The following is a 15539-nucleotide window of genomic DNA, read 5'->3' on the forward strand; positions in this document are numbered from 1 at the left end:
GAACTTTGTGTCAGCTTGGCAACAGCGGAGCGCTGATTTTCCGACACCCCTTGTAAGGGACACAGCCCGGACCGGCACACTGGGGCGCATGAACGATTGGCCCGAGGGATGGTCCGACAACAACGGCGGCCCCCGCTACGGAAGCGGCAGCGCCGGTGCCCAGCCGGAGAGCGCGCGCGTCATGCGCCAGGTCCGCCGTGGCCCGGCCGCCCCGCCGCACAGCCCCGGCGTCCCGCAGCAGCCGTCGTACGTCAACGGCCAGGGATACGGCGACTACACCAACGCCCAGCAGACCGGGTACGACAGCGGCTACAGCACGGGCCACGTCTACGGCGCGCCCGGCGGCCCGGGTGAGCCGGGCGGACCGGGCGGCGCGTACCCGCAGGGCGCCCGCCCCGCGCCGGACTGGCGCCGCCGCATCAAGTGGACCGCGATCACGGTCACGGCCGTGCTGCTCGTCACCACGGTGAGCACCTACTTCTGGGCCGACGGCAAGCTGCGCCGCGAGGTCGACCTGTCGAAGGTCATCGACCGGCCCGAGACCGGCGAGGGCACCAACTACCTGATCGTCGGCTCCGACAGCCGTGAGGGCCTGTCCGCCGCGGACAAGAAGGAGCTGCACACCGGCTCCGCCGAGGGCAAGCGCACCGACTCGATGATGATCCTGCACGTCGGGTCCAACGGCGACACGCTGATCTCGCTGCCCCGCGACTCGGACGTGGAGATCCCGACGTACGTGGGCTCGGAGTCCGGCAAGACCTACAAGGGCACCGGCCGGCACGTGAAGCTGAACGCGGCCTACGCGGAGGACGGCCCCGAGCTGCTCGTCCGCACGGTCGAGTACAACACCGGCCTGCACATCGACCACTACGTCGAGATCGGCTTCGCCGGGTTCGCGAACATCGTGGACGCGGTCGGCGGTGTCGAGATCACCATCGACAAGGCGTTCAAGGACAAGTACTCGGGCGCCGACTTCAAGGCGGGCAAGCAGACGCTGAACGGCGAGGAGGCGCTCGCCTTCGTGCGGACCCGGCACGCCTTCGCCGCGTCCGACCTCGAGCGCACCAAGAACCAGCAGAAGTTCCTCGCCGCCCTCGCCCACCAGGTGGCGACCCCGTCGACGGTCCTGAACCCCTTCAAGCTGTACCCGACGATGGGCGCCGGCCTGGACTCCCTGATCGTCGACAAGGACATGGGGCTGTACGACCTCGGGTCCATGTTCTTCGCCATGAAGGGCGTCAACGGCGGCGACGGCGTGTCGATGAACATGCCGATCTCGGGCTCCTCCGGCGGCAACCTCGTCTGGGACAAGACGAAGGTGAAGAAGCTGGTGGAGGAGCTGAACAACGACGAGAAGGTCACGGTGACGAGTGACTGACGGGATCATCGACCGGGCCGCCGGGCGGCCCGGTGCCGGACATCCGTCCGGCCGCCCCTTCGACGCGGTGCTCTGCGACATCGACAACGTGATCCGTCACTTCGACTCCGCCCACCTGGAGGCGCTGGAACGCGCCTGCGGGCTGGCCGAGGGCACCACCAAGAAGGTGGCGTTCTCCCCCGAGGTCGACGGACCGCTGCTGCTCGGGCAGATCACCGAGCAGGAGTGGGTGGCCGCCATCGCCCAGGGGCTCGCCGGGCTGGTGGAGGACGAGGAGACGGCCTGGTCGCTCGGCACCGCGCTGCTGGAGTCGCCCTTCCACGCCGACGACGACGTGGTCGCGCTGCTGCGCCGGGCCCGCACCCGGGTGCCGCTCGTCCTCGTCAGCAACGCGACGACCGGTCTGGAGGCCGACCTGGCCGCGATGGGCCTCACCGACCTCGCCGACGACGTCGTCAGCAGCGCCCGCGTCGGCCTCGCCAAGCCCGACCCGCGCATCCTGGAACTCGGGGCGGCCCGGGCGGGCGTACGGCCGGAGCGGTGCCTGTTCGTGGACGACAGCCCGGAGAACGTGGCGGCGGCGGCCGCACTGGGCATGCGGGCCGTCCACTTCCGTGCGCCGGCCGACCTGGAGCGGGAGCTGGAGCCGCTGTTCGGGTGAGAGCGCGGCCATGGCTCAGGGGCACCCGGGCGGGTGCCCCTGAGCTGTGTTCAGGCGCGGATCACATCCGGGCGCCCGCCATCGTGCGGCACATCTCGGCACAGCGGCGACACGCCTCCGCGCAGCGCATCATCTGCGGATCGTCCGGCATGGACATACACGCCTCGGCGCACATGTCGCAGGCCTTGGCGCACATCGCGCACATCTCGGCCGACATGGGCGAGCGCCGCATCATCATGTCGGCGCACATGCGGGTCATCTCGGAGCAGTCCATCAGCGCGCGCATGATCTGCATCTGGGCCTGGCCGCCCATCTGCATGCAGGAGCTCATGGTCTCCTCGCAGACGCTGTGGCAGGACATGCACGCCTGGACGCAGTCCTGCATCTCCTTGCTCATGGCCGTCATGGCTCCGGACTGGTGCATGGTCATGGCTCCTCCTGGGGGGGTGAGGGGCCCGGGGCGGGCCCCGTGCACTTCCGTCCTACGCCCCCACGGCCCCGTCCGCCATCGGGGTGCGCTCCTTCGGCCCCAGGTCGTGTCCGCACGGCCTAGGCGCACCCCACCTCGTTCCCCCGCACCACTTCCGACTCCCGTCCCACCGGCTCCTGTCCCCGCACCTTCCGCACCGCGCGGAAGTCCGTGCCCGCGAGGACCTTCAGGACCGGGCCGAGTCCCGGGGCCGCGCGGAGTTCGCTGCCCGGCAGTGCGGCGGCCAGGGACCTGGCCGAGCGGTCCCAGCGGGGGTCGTGGAGGACGACCGTGCGCCGGAGGGCCCGGCCGGGGGTGTCGACCGGGCGGTGGGTCGTACGGAAGCCCGTGGCCGCGAGGGCCTCGTCCACGCGCCTGCCCAGGCCCCTCGTCGTCGTGCCGTTCTCGACCTGGACCCGGATCTGCCGCGGCGCCACCTCCACCGGCACGGCCTCCTCGCGCGGGCTCGGCTCGGGCCGCGGCGGGCTCGTCGCGAGGGGCTTGTCCTCGCGCAGGGACCGGAAGAGGCGTTCGGCCTTCACCGGGTCCCATTTCAGGGTCGAGCCGATGCCCGGGACGGCAAGGCCCATCCGGCCGATCGGCACCGTCGTGAACTCGGAGGAGGCGGGGGAGAAGGTGCGCATCGCCCGGCCCAGGTCGAGGAGTTCGTCCGTGCCGAAGCCGCGGTCCGCGCGGACCGAACCCAGCACGGCCCGCGTCACGTCCCGGAACTTCAGCGGGTTCAGCAGGATCCCGGACGACGTCGCCTGGTCCACCAACGAGGCCAGGAAGCGCTGCTGACGCTTCATCCGGCCCAGGTCGGAGGAGGCGTCCGCGTGCCGGGAACGGACGTACTGCAGGGCGGCGCCGCCCCGCAGGGTGTGCTCGCCCGGCGGCAGGTCCAGACCCGTGTACGTGTCCCTCAGGGGCTGCGCGGTGCAGATCTTCACCCCGCCCAGCACGTCCACCGTCTTCATGAAGCTGGTGAAGTCCACCTCCAGATAGTGGTCGATCTTCACGCGCGTCATGCTCTCGACCGTGCGCACGGTCAGCTGCGGACCCCCCTCCGCGTACGCCGCGTTGAGCTTGATCGGGTGGCCGCGGTGCTCGTCGCCGCTGTTCTGGTCGGTGTGCGGGGGCGTCTCGGCGTACGAGTCGCGCGGCAGACTGACCACGCTGGCCCGCTCCCGGTCCTCCGAGATGTGCACGATCATGATCGTGTCGGTGCAGTGGCAGGGCGCGCCGCCGAGACGGAACCGCCGCCGCTCGGCCTCCGTGATCTTGTCCCGCCCGTCGGTGCCGACCAGCAGGACGTTCATGCCGTGACCGGCCCGCGGCCGGTTCTTCATGTCCTTGAAGGGGTCGACGCGGGCGATGTCCGCGTCGAGGCTGGTGACCACGGAGTGCCCGATCCCGGCGGAGGCCAGGACGACGACGGAGAGTGTGGTCGCCGCCCGCATGACCCAGCGGGGACCTCTCCTGCGAACGGGGCGTACCGGGGGGCGCGGCGGTCGGCGCCGGGGCCGGTGCGGTGGGGTGGGCATGACGGGACACCTCCGGGCGACGGCCTGGGCCGTGCGGGCCCGGGCGGGGGAGCCGTGAGTACCGTAGGCCCGTACGATCTGTCGCCCGGGGCAGCGCACCCGGCGGGGCGCACCCGTGTCCCCCGTTCGCGGTAACGTGAGCCCCCTATGAACGCCAAGCCCGACGTGCAGCTCCCCGCCGTGTCCGTCATCATGCCCGTCCTCAACGAGGAGCGGCATCTGCGCGGAGCCGTCCAAGCGATCCTCGCGCAGGAGTACGCCGGCGAGATGGAGGTCGTGATCGCCCTCGGTCCGTCCACGGACCGCACGGACGAGATCGCCGCCGAGCTCGTCGCGGAAGACGCGCGCGTCCACACCGTGCCCAATCCCACCGGCCGCACGCCCGCCGCCCTCAACGCCGCGATCAAGGCCTCACGGCATCCGGTCGTCGTCCGCGTCGACGGGCACGGCATGCTCTCCCCGGACTACATCGCCACCGCCGTACGGCTCCTGGAGGAGACCGGCGCGCAGAACGTCGGCGGGATCATGCACGCCGAGGGCGAGAACGACTGGGAGCACGCGGTCGCCGCCGCCATGACCTCGAAGATCGGCGTGGGCAACGCCGCCTTCCACACGGGCGGACAGGCCGGCCCCGCCGAGACCGTGTACCTGGGCGTGTTCCGGCGGGAGGCCCTGGAACAGCAGGGCGGGTACAACGAGGAGTTCATCCGCGCCCAGGACTGGGAGCTGAACTTCCGCATCCGGGAGGCCGGCGGGCTGATCTGGTTCTCGCCGGAGCTGAGGGTGTCGTACCGGCCGCGGCCCAGCGTGAAGGCGCTCGCCAAGCAGTACAAGGACTACGGCCGCTGGCGGCACGTCGTCGCCCGCTACCACGAGGGCTCCATCAACCTGCGCTACCTCGCCCCGCCCACCGCGGTCTGCGCGATGGCCGCCGGCCTGGTCGTGGGCGCCGCCGTCACCCCGCTCGGGTTCCTGGTCCCCGGCGGTTACCTCGCGGCGATCGTCGCCGGGTCGGTGCCGGCCGGCAGGGGGCTGCCGCTGAAGGCACGGCTCCGGATACCCGTCGCCCTGGCCACCATGCACATGTCGTGGGGGTTCGGCTTCCTGACCAGCCCGAGGTCGCTGGCGAAGAAGGTCATCGCGTCGCGCCGCCCGGCGGTTCTCAGCAGCTCGTCGAGCTGACCACCGCCGGACGGCACCAGGGCCCGGACTACCAGGTGTAGTTCGGGTCCACGTGCATGCACTGCGAGTCGTCGGCGCCGTTCATCGCCTGCGCCGACTTGGGCGTCGTGTTGTCGTCCTCCTCCTTCTCCGGCGCCTCGTACTTGGTGCCGGACCGCCAGTCGCCGCCCACGTAGAGCGTGATGCCGGAGACGTCGGTGGACTTCTTCACCTGGCTCGCCGGAATGCCGAGGGCCTTGGCGACCCGCTGCGCGTCGGCCTGGAGGTCGGCGCTCGGGTAGCGGATCACCGTGGTCTCCTCGGAAGAGGCCGCGGAGGTGTCCGCGACGGCATCGGTGAAGCCCTTGTCCTGCAGCAGCTCGGTCACCGCGGTCGCCCGCCCGGAGACGGGGGCGTAGGTGCCCGTACGGGTGCTGTTGTGCACCTGCACCGCGATCTCCCCGTCCGCGGCGGCCGTGTCCGTGACCGTCGGCGAGGGGCTGGCGGTGGTCTTCTTCTCGTCCTTGCCGTCGAGCGCTATGTCCTCGCGCACCAGCCGGAACAGCTTCGTGGCGTCCTCGGTGGGCACCACCCGCCCGGTCTGCACGGTGTCGTACGCGTTCGGCATCGTCGTCATCGTGATGCGCTCGGTGGGCACCTTCTGCAACTCGCCCGCCAGGTCGTACATCTTGGTGATGGTGTCCAGGCCGTCGTCGACGGTGATCGCCTTCGTCGCCGCCTCGGCGAGCTTGCGCAGCTTGTTGGGGTTGGTCAGCTTGGCGTTGGCGCGCAGCTCGCGGACCATCGAGTTCATGTACATGTGCTGCGCCTTGGCGCGGGCGAGGTCGGTGTCGTCCTCGAAGCCGTAGCGGGTGCGCAGCCACTGCAGGGCCTGCTTGCCCTTGATGGAGTGGGTGCCCTCCTCCAGCTTCAGACCGGAGCCCTTGCCGGTGCTGGTGTGCGAGTAGACGTTGGCGTCCACGCACACCGGGACACCGCCGATCGCGTCCGCCATCGACACCACACCCGAGAAGTCGATCATCATGAAGTGGTCGATGTGGATGTCGGTGAGCTTCTCCCAGGTGGCCACCGTGCAGCCCGGGCCGCCGCGGCCCAGCGACTCGTTGGTCATCGTCCGGGTGCTCGCCGCGTACGTCTTCTTCGTGTCCGGGTCCGTGCACTTGGGGATGTCGACGAGCGTGTCGCGGGGCATGCTCACCACGGACATGTTGCTGCGGTCCGCCGAGACGTGCAGCAGCATCTGGACGTCCGCGAGCGGGGGGCCGCCGTAGGTGTCCCTCGCGCCGCCCAGCTTCTGGTTCTCCGCGGTGTCACGCGCGTCCGAGCCGATCAGCAGGATGTTCAGCGCGGTCTGCCCGGCCGCGTTGGCCTGCGTCTTGGCCGCGCGGTCCTTCGCGTCGCCGAGGTTCAGGTCGTCGCTCTTGATGTTGGCGTTGAGGTGCTCGTAGTAGAGGTATCCGGCCCCCGCGCCGCCGAGTATGACCACCGCCAGCACGGTCGCCGACCAGCGCAGGACACGCCGTCTGCGCCGCTTGCGGTCCCCGCCGCGGTCACCTCTGACGCCGCCGTCGTCCGCCGCGTCCTTGTCCACCGGTGTCAGGGACATCGTGTCCTCGACCGGCGGAACCTCGCCCCGTACCCCGCTTGTCGTCGCCAATTCCCCTGCCCCTCCCCGCCGTGCGCCTGACACGGGCCCGTCCCGCGTCAAGTCAGACGCACGACGGGCCCGTAGGGTTACCTACTTGGCGCACTCGACCTTGTCCGCGGTGGACTTCTGGACCGAGTCCGGCACCTCCGTCGCCGCCGTGAGCGAGACGCCCGCGCCCTTGAAGTCCTTGCCCAGCGTCAGCGTCATCGTCGGCAGACCCTGGGCGTTCTCGACGCTCTCACCCGGCTTCAGCGCCGTCCCGGGCAGCCCCATGATGGCGGCGAGCCTGCGAGCCTGGTCCGCCTGGTCCGGGTCGTACTCGAGTGTCGTCCTGCTCAGTTCCTTCGGCGCGTTGCCCGCGTTCTCGGACTTCGTCACGCCCTCATCATTCTGCAGCCAGTTAAGAGTCTCCTGTGCGCTGCCGGCCACGGCTCCGCCGTTCATGATCCGCACGCGGACCTCGGAGGCGGCGGACTTGGTGCCCTTGAGCCGGGCCTCGGCCTCGGCGGCGGCCGCGTCCTTGGACGCCTTCGCCTTCTTCTTCACCTCGGTGAAGGAGACATCGTCCTTGATCATCTGGAAGACGGTGGGCGCGGTGCTGTCGTTGAGGACGACCGTCGCCTTGACCTTCTCCGCCGGATTGTCGACCACCGGGACGGTGGTGAAGGTCAGGTTCTTCACGTTGAGCTTGCCCAGCTCCAGACCCAGGTCCTTGAGCTTGCCGATGCTGTCCAGCTGGGAGTCGACGGTCAGCGCCTTGGTGCCCGCCTCCGCCAGATCGATCATCTTGGTGGGGCTGCTCAGCGTGTCGTTCGACTTCAGCTTGCGCATCAGCGAGCTGAGGAACTGCTGCTGCAGCTGAATCCGGCTCAGGTCGCCGCCGAAGCCCACCGAGTGCCGGGTGCGCAGGAAGGCCAGCGCCTGCTCGCCCTCGATGGTGTGCGTGCCCTTCGACAGCTTCAGATGCGAGTCCGGGTCGTCGATGTCCTTGGCCAGGCACACCTCGACACCGCCGACGGCCGAGGTCAGCGTCTTGACCGCGTTGAAGTCGGCCACCATGAAGTTGTCCGCCTGGATACCGGTCAGCTCGGTGACCGTGCGCACGGTGCAGCTCGGCGTGCGCTCCTCCTGGCCGAGGCTCGTGTTGAAGCGGACGCCCTCCTCGCCCTTGATGACCTTGGTGCTGCCGTCCTCCATCGTGGTCGGGCAGTCCGGTACGTCCACGATCAGGTCGCGCGGGATGCTCAACGCGGTCGCGTTCGTACGGTCCTTGGAGACGTGCAGCAGGATCGTGGTGTCCGCGTGGCCGACGCTGTCGGTGTCGCCGTAGCCCTTGTTGCCGGAGCCGGTGCGCTTGTCGGTGCCGATCAGCAGGATGTTGATCGCCTTGTCCTTGCTGAACCCACCGGTGCTCGCGCCGTCGTCGGAGACGGCCGTGATGTTGTCGTTGAGGTGCTCGAGGTAGAGGTAGGCCGCGGCGGCCGTACCGACGAGCACGAAGGCCATCGTCCCGCCGGTCCACAGCAGGATCTTCCTCGCCTTCGACTTCTTCTTCACCGGCCGGCGTCCGCGCCGGTTCGGCAACGGCTCCTCCGGCACGCCCCGCCGGCGCCGCGGCCCCGGCACCCGGTCCGCCGCCTCCGCCGGCGACTCCCGGTCCGGCGGTGCCGGCGTGCGGCCGCGCGCCGTGCCCGGGGCACCGGCCGGCGACTTCGTACGGGAGGCGGCTCTGCGGGGTCCGGGAACCGCCGACTGCGGTGCGGAAGGGGTCAGTCGCAGTTCGTATTCGCCGGTGTCCGGATTGAGCACCCACTGGTCTGCGGGATCGATGTCGTCCGCCCGCCCACGGCCTTGCGCGTCCACGGTTTCCGAATCCTCCGTCGGGGCCACGCGGCGCCTTTCCCCCTCAAAAGGCGCTCGGGTCGTCAAGGTCACTCAGTCTCACTCGGTCATTCAGTGCACGACCCCAGGACGGACCTCGCGGCCGGGTGCACCGGATCGCTCACACTATCCGCCCAGTTCAACGTGGAGCGACGGCCGTGACAAATTCCACGTCCCTACAACCGGGCAATCCGCCCCATTTCTTTGGACCCGGGTCGGTCGCGGCCTGCGACTTGGCAAGCGCTTTACCCGCAGCCGTCGTCGGCGGCGGTGTTCCCGCGGAACGTCGGCGCCGGTGGCGTGGGGGAGGCGGCCCGCAGTCCGTACGGTCCGTGATCGCCCGACTCCGCAGAGCCCGATTTCATGGGAAGTCGGTGAGAAACCCGCACCGGGCCGTCGGTGCGCAGCTGTTCGAAGAGTTTTTCCGCCTCCGGCTCCAGGAGTTGGTCGCGATTGGCGTTGTAGACGTACGACTCCCGCGGAACGGTCAGGAATTGCACCTGTTCGGTGGGAATGTCGCGCAGGCCGCGCACGAGTTCGTAGAGTCCGCGCAGACTCGCCAGATCCGGGTCGGTGGTGAGAGAGGACGTGGCCGCGTCCAGCACCGGATACAGCTTCACCGGATTCAGCAGGATGTCGTTGCTCTGCACCTTGTCGACGAGCGCCGCGAGAAACCGCTGCTGCCGGTCCATCCGCTCGGTGTCGCTGCCGTTCCCGAGGGACTTGCGGGCGCGGACGTACCCGAGCGCCTGCTCCCCGTTCAGCGTCACCCTCCCCGCGGGCAGCCGCAGCTTGGCGGCCCGGTCCACGATGGGCTCCGGCAGGCACACCTGGACCCCGTCGACGGAGTCGACCAGGTCCTTGAACCCGCTGAAGTCGACGACGACGTGATGGTCGATCCGCACCCCGGTCAGCTTCTCCACCGTCCGGATGGTGCAGGCCGAACCCCCCGTCTCGAAGGCGTAGTTCAACATCGCGAACATGGGCGCGCCGCGTGTCCCGTCCCGCCGCCGGCAGGCCGGCACGTCCACCATCAGATCGCGCGGAAGGGACACGGCGGTCGCGCTGTGCCGACCGCCGGACAGATGCAGCAGGATCGTGGTGTCCGACCGCTCGGTGCCCGAGTCCGTCCCGTACTGGCCGTTGTCGGCCCCGGCCCGCGAGTCCGACCCGATCAGCAGCACGTTCTGCGCGTCCTTCACCAGCGCGGTCGGCCGCTCCTTCGCGTACCGCGCGAGCTCCGCCGCGGCCGCCTCGTCGGGCGTGATGTTCCCGTCGAGCTTCGCGTACAGCACCCACCCGGCCACCCCGCTCCCCGCGAGCAGCAGCGCCACGGCACCCGCCCCGTACGCCACCCACCGCCGACGCCGCCGTACCAGCCCCCGCCCGTCGGCGGAGGCCCCGACCCCCGGCCCCAGAGGCCGGCGTATGTCCGAGGAGCCGCTCACGTCCGGCTCACCCCCTCCCGCGTCCGGTCGGTCGTACGAGCGTGTCGCGCTGCTCCTACGACGATCCCGCGCCCCGGCCCGCCTCGCGGCCGGTACTGACCCGACCGGGTGAACCCCCACACCGGCACGCACGGGAAAGCACCGGGCACGGCGCCTCAGGCGGGCCGGCGTGCCCAAGAGAGCACCGGTCACGGCAACCCAGCCCGTCCGGCGTTTGAGGACGAGGCCCGTTCAGGGCCGAAGCGGGGGCCTGGGGGCGGCAGCCCCCAGCGGGACGAAGAGGCGGAGCCCCTGGGGACGGGACGGGAAGGGGCGGCGGGGGCGAGCCCCTCCGGCACCCCCCGCGCCCCGCATCCCGCACCCCTACCTCGCGGTAGCCGTGACCCGCTCACTCTCGATCCGCTTGGCCACGGCCTCCTCCCCCGCCTCCCCCAGATTCCGGCACAGCACCACGGACCCACCGCTCGCCAGAGGCGCGTAGAGCCCGGCGCTCAGACCGTCCCAGGTGTCGTACGGCAGCCCGGACAGCAGCCGCGCCCCGGGCCCCGTAAGCCCCAGCCCGCCCGCCTCGGCCCGCGCCCGCTCCACGATCTCCGCCCCGGTGTACTCCGCCCCGGCCACGACGAGCGCGGGCGCCTCGGGGTCGACGGGGGCGTACGGCACGAAGCGGTCGCCGTACGTCGGGACCTCCACGGCGTAGTCGGCGTACCCGTCCGGCGGCGCCGGCACGAACCGCCGCCCCAGCGGGGCGAGCGAGAGCGCGTACCGGTCCCCGCCGCACGCGAGCCCCGCCTCGAACCGCCCCGGCCCGGCCACGACGAAGTCCGCCCGCGCCGGGTCCCCGTCCACGTCCGCGACCACCCCCACCGACGCGCACGCCAGCAGCCACACCGCGGTCTGCCAGTGCGCGGGCAGCAGCAGCGCGACCCGGTCACCGGGTTCGGCGGACATCCCGTCCTGGAGGAGGTTCGAGGTCTTGGCCACCCAGTTGGCGAAGGTGGCCACGGACAATTCGACCCGCTCGCCCGTGGCGTCGTCGTAAAAAGTCACCAGGGGGCGCGCGGGATCCGCGGCGAGCGCGGATCGCAGCAGGTCGGCAGGGGTGCGATCGGTGGCGTTCACCCGCGCAAGCGTACGCGCCGGGCCGCCGCCGCACCCACCACCGGGCCACCGGTTCGGCCGAACGACGGGCGCTCGCGCGGCCACCGGTTCGGCGGAACACGTCCGACGGCCCGTCACATCACCGATGGACAGATATGTATGACCATGTCCAGGATCGTTCACATGCGTGGATTGCTTGCTACTTCGATCGGTGTCACCTGCGCGGCCGCCCTCGCCCTGCCACTGACGTCGCCCGCCACGGCGGCGGCAGTGCGACCGGCGCCGACCGCGGAGGCCGGCACCGCCGACACCAGAGCCTCTTCCCTCCCCGGCAGCACCCAGTCGCTGCCCCTCACCCCCCTCGCCCGCGACCGCACGCTCGGCAACGCCGACCAGGGCCTGCCCCGCCGTGACGTGCGGCGCTTCTCCCTCCTCGGCGTCGTCTGGGACGACCCGGACGACGAGCTGCACGGCCGCGTCCAGGTCCGCACCCGAGCGGCGGGCGGCAACGCCTGGTCCGGCTGGCAGGACGTGGAGACCCACAACGCCGACCACGGCGCCGACCCCGGCACCGCCGAACGCGCCTCGGGTCATGTCCGGGGCGCCACCGCCCCCTTGTGGGTCGGCGACTCCGACGGCGTCGAGGTCCGCGTCCACCCCGACACCCGCAGCCGTACGGAGGAGACGGGCCGGGGAGTCCGTACGCTCTCCGCCCCCGCCCCGCTGCCGGCCGGCCTGCGTCTGGAACTGGTCGACCCCGGTGCCGCCGCCCCCGCGCACGTCCCGGTGGGACCGCCGCGCAGCCGGGCCCTGCCGGTCGCCGAAACCGCGGCCCTGACCACCCGCGAGGCGGTGGCCGCCTCCGCCGCCAACGCGGACCTCGCCCCCCTCGGTGCCGCGGAGATCCCCGCCCTGAACCGCGAGCAGACCCGGCGGGAGCTTGTCTCCCCGCGTGGCGGCGACTTGACGAAGAAGAAGAAAAAACGGGCGAACCCCTACATCGGCCCGCGCCCGGCCATCGTCACGCGCCGAGGCTGGGGTGCGGACGAGACGGTGCGGGAGACGGGCTTCCGCTACACGACGACGGTCAAGGCGGCCTTCGTGCACCACACGGCGACGGGCAACAACTACAAGTGCTCCCAGGCCCCGTCCGTCATCCGCGGTATCTACCGCTACCACGTCAAGAGCCTGGGCTGGCGCGACATCGGCTACAACTTCCTCATCGACAAGTGCGGAACCATCTACGAGGGCCGCGCCGGTGGGGTGACGAAGGCCGTCATGGGTGCCCACACCCTCGGTTTCAACACCAACAGCATGGGGATCGCCGTCCTCGGCACGTACACCTCCGCCAAGCCCAACTCGGCCACGGTCAAGGCGATCGCCCGTCTGACGGCGTGGAAGCTCGGTCTCTTCGGGGCGAATCCGAAAGGAAAGACATACCTGAAGTCCGGGGGTGGCAATCTCTACGCAAAGGGAAAGAACGTACGACTGAATGTGATCTCCGGCCATCGGGACGGCTTCGCCACGGAATGCCCCGGCAAGCAGCTCTACGGCAAGCTCGGCTCGGCCCGCTCGACAGCGGCGTCCTACCAGGGCCGCTGAGCAGGGGAGAGGACCGGGAGTTCCGGGGGCCGGGGGAGGCCCCCGGAGCGACCGCACCGGTCCGGCACGGGCCGGACGCACCCGAACGGCCGGAGACACATCCAGGTGGGGGCACATTTCATCAGCCGTCGGGGGGACAGTCCGTTCGGGACTGGGACGGAACACCGCACGGCCTGGAAAGCGCCACACGACGGTCTGCATACACTGGCCGGTCGAATGACAGTTCGGCCGGTCCCGGCAGGAAGCAGAGACGAAGGTGACAGAAGCGATCCTCCTGGTCGGCGGCAAGGGCACCCGGCTGCGCCCGCTCACGGTGCACACGCCCAAGCCCATGGTCAGGGCGGCGGGGGTGCCGTTCCTCACGCACCAACTGGCGCGGGCGAAGGCGGCGGGCGTGGACCACATCGTCCTCGCGACGAGTTATCTGGCGGAGGTCTTCGAACCGTACTTCGGCGACGGCTCGTCCCTGGGCCTCCACATCGAGTACGTGACGGAGGAGGAACCCCTCGGCACGGGCGGCGCGATCCGCAACGTGGCGTCCCGGCTGCACTCGGCCCCCGACGACCCGGTGCTGGTCTTCAACGGCGACATCCTCACGGGCCTGGACATCAGACGGCTGGTGGCCACCCACGAGGCGACGTCGGCGGACGTGTCGCTGCACCTCACGAAGGTGACGGACCCCCGGGCCTACGGCCTGGTCCCCACGGACGGGACGGGCAAGGTCCTGGCGTTCCTGGAAAAGCCGCCGACCCCCGAGGAGATCGTCACCGACCAGATCAACGCGGGCGCGTACGTCTTCCGGCGCTCGGTCATCGACACGATCCCGCTGGGGCGCCCCGTCTCGGTGGAACGCGAGACGTTCCCCGACCTCCTCTGCGCCGGGGCCCACCTCCAGGGCATGGTCGACTCCACCTACTGGCTGGACCTCGGCACCCCCGCGGCCTTCGTACGCGGCTCGGCGGACCTCGTCCTCGGCCGCGCCCCGTCGCCGGCGGTCCCCGGCCGCTGCGGCGACCGTCTGATCCTCCCGACCGCGAGGGTCGCGGCGGACGCCAAGCTGACGGGCGGCACGGTGGTCGGCGAGGGCGCGTTCGTGGCGGAGGGCGCGAGGGTCTTCGGCTCCACGATCCTCCCCGGCGCCGTCATCGAACCGGGCGCCGTCATCACCGACTCCCTCATCGGCACCCGCGCCCGCGTGGGCGAACGCTCCGTCCTCACCGGCACGGTCATCGGCGACGGCGCCGTGGTCGGCCCCGACAACGAACTCCGCGAGGGCGCGAGAATCTGGTGCGACGCCCAGATCCCAGCAGGAGCAGTCCGCTTCTCCTCGGACCAGTAGTCCTGGCTCGTCCGGTGCCCCAGAGCCCGTCCGGCGTTTGAGGACGAGTCCCGTCCAGGGCCGAAGCGGGCCCGGAGGCGCAGCCCTCAGCGGGGCACGGGGCGGGCCCCGGGGAGGGCAAGGGCCAGGGCAAGGGCGGGGGCGAAACCCCAAGGCCCGCCCCACCCTTCACAACGCCCCGATGTCCCCACGCCGCATCCGCGGAGCCCTCCGCTCCGGCACCCGGCCGCTCAACAGGATCAACCGAGCGGCCCGATGCCGCTGCCCCGCATACGGCTCCAGCAACTCCAACATCACCGCGTCATCCGCGTCCCGGTCCCCGGCCAACGCCCACCCCACGATCCCCGGCAGATGAAGATCCCCCACGGTCACCGCATCCGCCGCCCCATGACTGCGCTGCACCGTCTCCGCCGACGTCCACGGTCCGATCCCCGGCACGACCTCCAACCGGGCCCGCGCCTCCTCCGCCGGCATCCCCACCGCCTCCTCCATCCGCCCCGCCACCCGCACAGCCCGCAGAATCGTCGACGCCCGCTTGTTGTCGACGCCCGCCCGATGCCACTCCCACGACGGAATCAACGCCCACGTCCGGGCCGCGGGCATCACCCACAGCCGCCCACCCGCCGCAGGCCCCGGCGCCGGCTCCCCGAACTTCCGCACCAGCGACCGCCACGCCCGGTAGGCCTCGTCGGTCGTGACCTTCTGCTCCAGGATCGACGGAATCAGCGACTCCAGCACCAGCCCGGTCCGCGTCAGCCGCAACCCCGGCCGCCGGTGCCGCGCCACCGCCACCACCCGGTGCCGCGGCACGAACGCCTCCGGCTCGTCGGCCGCCCCGAGCAACTCGGGCAACTGCGCCAGCAGCCACTCCGCCCCGGGCCCCCATGCCTCCCCGCGCACGGCACCCTCACCGGGCAGCACCGAAACCCGCAGGGTCCCGGGCCCGACGGGCGTCAGACAGGCCCGCCACACCGACCCGTCGGGCATCGCCCGGAACGTCGGATCCCCGGCCCCCCGCCGCAGGGGCCCCAGCACCAGCCCCAGATCGACCGGCCCCGTCGGCACCCACTCCCGCACGAGCCTGCGCACAGCCGCAGCCGCACCCCCTTGCGCAGGCCGAGGCACTCCGCCGGCAACCCCGCCCGCGACACCGCCACGCGCCCCGCCGGAAACACCGCCATGCGTCCCGCCGGGCACACCGACATGCCCCCCGCGCACGGTCGTGCGCGGGGGCCGGGGAGCGAATCGTCCTGACACGGCTGTCGTCCTGACACGGCTGTCGCCGA

The 15539-nt window shown here is 71.3% G+C and carries 12 protein-coding genes; 5 read left to right on the forward strand and 7 right to left on the reverse strand.

The genetic code is table 11. The features are described from left to right. Positions 1-88 precede the first annotated feature (88 nt). On the forward strand, positions 89-1378 hold the full coding sequence (locus tag ACFY30_RS10220) for an LCP family protein (RefSeq protein ID WP_390844688.1): 1290 nt from the start codon (positions 89-91) through the stop codon (positions 1376-1378). Next, entirely contained in the window at positions 1371-2039 is a 669-nt protein-coding gene (locus ACFY30_RS10225) for an HAD family hydrolase (protein ID WP_390844689.1), read from the forward strand. The genes ACFY30_RS10220 and ACFY30_RS10225 overlap by 8 nt, the downstream gene beginning before the upstream one ends. A gap of 61 nt (positions 2040-2100) precedes the next feature. Here ACFY30_RS10225 and ACFY30_RS10230 read toward each other — a convergent pair whose 3' ends face one another. Together ACFY30_RS10230 and ACFY30_RS10235 are read right to left on the reverse strand one after the other, a co-directional pair. After that, positions 2101-2469 carry a four-helix bundle copper-binding protein gene (locus ACFY30_RS10230; RefSeq protein WP_390659020.1) on the reverse strand — a complete coding sequence of 123 codons (369 nt, stop codon included), beginning with the start codon at positions 2467-2469 and terminating at the stop codon, positions 2101-2103. 119 nt (positions 2470-2588) lie between these two features. Next, complete coding sequence (locus tag ACFY30_RS10235) at positions 2589-3968, reverse strand: LCP family protein (RefSeq protein WP_390844690.1); 1380 nt, start codon at positions 3966-3968, stop codon at positions 2589-2591. Between the two features lie 231 nt (positions 3969-4199). Between ACFY30_RS10235 and ACFY30_RS10240 the strand changes: the two genes are divergently transcribed. Beyond that, positions 4200-5234: a glycosyltransferase family 2 protein gene (locus ACFY30_RS10240; RefSeq protein WP_390844691.1), complete on the forward strand. Its 1035-nt coding sequence runs from the start codon at positions 4200-4202 to the stop codon at positions 5232-5234. A 28-nt stretch (positions 5235-5262) separates the two neighbouring features. On the opposite strand, the gene ACFY30_RS10245 is transcribed toward ACFY30_RS10240, so the two are convergent. The 4 genes from ACFY30_RS10245 to ACFY30_RS10260 all read right to left on the reverse strand — a co-directional run bounded on the left by ACFY30_RS10245 (position 5263) and on the right by ACFY30_RS10260 (position 11333). Beyond that, positions 5263-6840 (reverse strand): LCP family protein, encoded by a 1578-nt coding sequence (locus tag ACFY30_RS10245; protein WP_390844743.1) that lies wholly within the window; start codon positions 6838-6840, stop codon positions 5263-5265. 132 nt (positions 6841-6972) lie between these two features. Continuing rightward, positions 6973-8745 carry an LCP family protein gene (locus ACFY30_RS10250; protein ID WP_390844692.1) on the reverse strand — a complete coding sequence of 591 codons (1773 nt, stop codon included), beginning with the start codon at positions 8743-8745 and terminating at the stop codon, positions 6973-6975. 263 nt (positions 8746-9008) lie between these two features. Further along, entirely contained in the window at positions 9009-10211 is a 1203-nt protein-coding gene (locus tag ACFY30_RS10255; protein WP_390844693.1) for an LCP family protein, read from the reverse strand. A gap of 363 nt (positions 10212-10574) precedes the next feature. Continuing rightward, positions 10575-11333, reverse strand: coding sequence for a TIGR03089 family protein (locus ACFY30_RS10260; RefSeq protein ID WP_390844694.1), 759 nt, complete (start codon positions 11331-11333; stop codon positions 10575-10577). Between the two features lie 162 nt (positions 11334-11495). On the opposite strand from ACFY30_RS10260, the gene ACFY30_RS10265 reads away from it, so the two are divergent. Both ACFY30_RS10265 and ACFY30_RS10270 read left to right on the forward strand, forming a co-directional pair. Then, positions 11496-12914: a peptidoglycan recognition protein gene (locus ACFY30_RS10265; protein ID WP_390844695.1), complete on the forward strand. Its 1419-nt coding sequence runs from the start codon at positions 11496-11498 to the stop codon at positions 12912-12914. A gap of 256 nt (positions 12915-13170) precedes the next feature. After that, the gene (locus tag ACFY30_RS10270) at positions 13171-14253 is read left to right on the forward strand and encodes a sugar phosphate nucleotidyltransferase (protein WP_390844696.1); all 1083 of its coding nucleotides are present in this window, start codon (positions 13171-13173) and stop codon (positions 14251-14253) included. A 168-nt stretch (positions 14254-14421) separates the two neighbouring features. On the opposite strand, the gene ACFY30_RS10275 is transcribed toward ACFY30_RS10270, so the two are convergent. After that, positions 14422-15510 carry a DNA-3-methyladenine glycosylase family protein gene (locus ACFY30_RS10275; RefSeq protein WP_390844698.1) on the reverse strand — a complete coding sequence of 363 codons (1089 nt, stop codon included), beginning with the start codon at positions 15508-15510 and terminating at the stop codon, positions 14422-14424. Positions 15511-15539: the final 29 nt, after the last annotated feature.

Origin of the sequence: Streptomyces sp. NPDC000345, from assembly GCF_042898825.1 — a bacterium.
Taxonomy (GTDB): Bacteria; Actinomycetota; Actinomycetes; order Streptomycetales; family Streptomycetaceae; genus Streptomyces.

Excerpts from the sequence above, each read along its gene's own strand:
- ACFY30_RS10230 (WP_390659020.1), bottom strand. The coding sequence starts at position 2,469 with ATGACCATGCACCAGTCCGGAGCCATGACGGCCATGAGCAAGGAGATG.
- ACFY30_RS10245 (WP_390844743.1), bottom strand. The coding sequence starts at position 6,840 with ATGTCCCTGACACCGGTGGACAAGGACGCGGCGGACGACGGCGGCGTC.
- ACFY30_RS10235 (WP_390844690.1), bottom strand. The coding sequence starts at position 3,968 with ATGCGGGCGGCGACCACACTCTCCGTCGTCGTCCTGGCCTCCGCCGGG.
- ACFY30_RS10240 (WP_390844691.1), top strand. The coding sequence starts at position 4,200 with ATGAACGCCAAGCCCGACGTGCAGCTCCCCGCCGTGTCCGTCATCATG.
- ACFY30_RS10220 (WP_390844688.1), top strand. The coding sequence starts at position 89 with ATGAACGATTGGCCCGAGGGATGGTCCGACAACAACGGCGGCCCCCGC.
- ACFY30_RS10265 (WP_390844695.1), top strand. The coding sequence starts at position 11,496 with ATGCGTGGATTGCTTGCTACTTCGATCGGTGTCACCTGCGCGGCCGCC.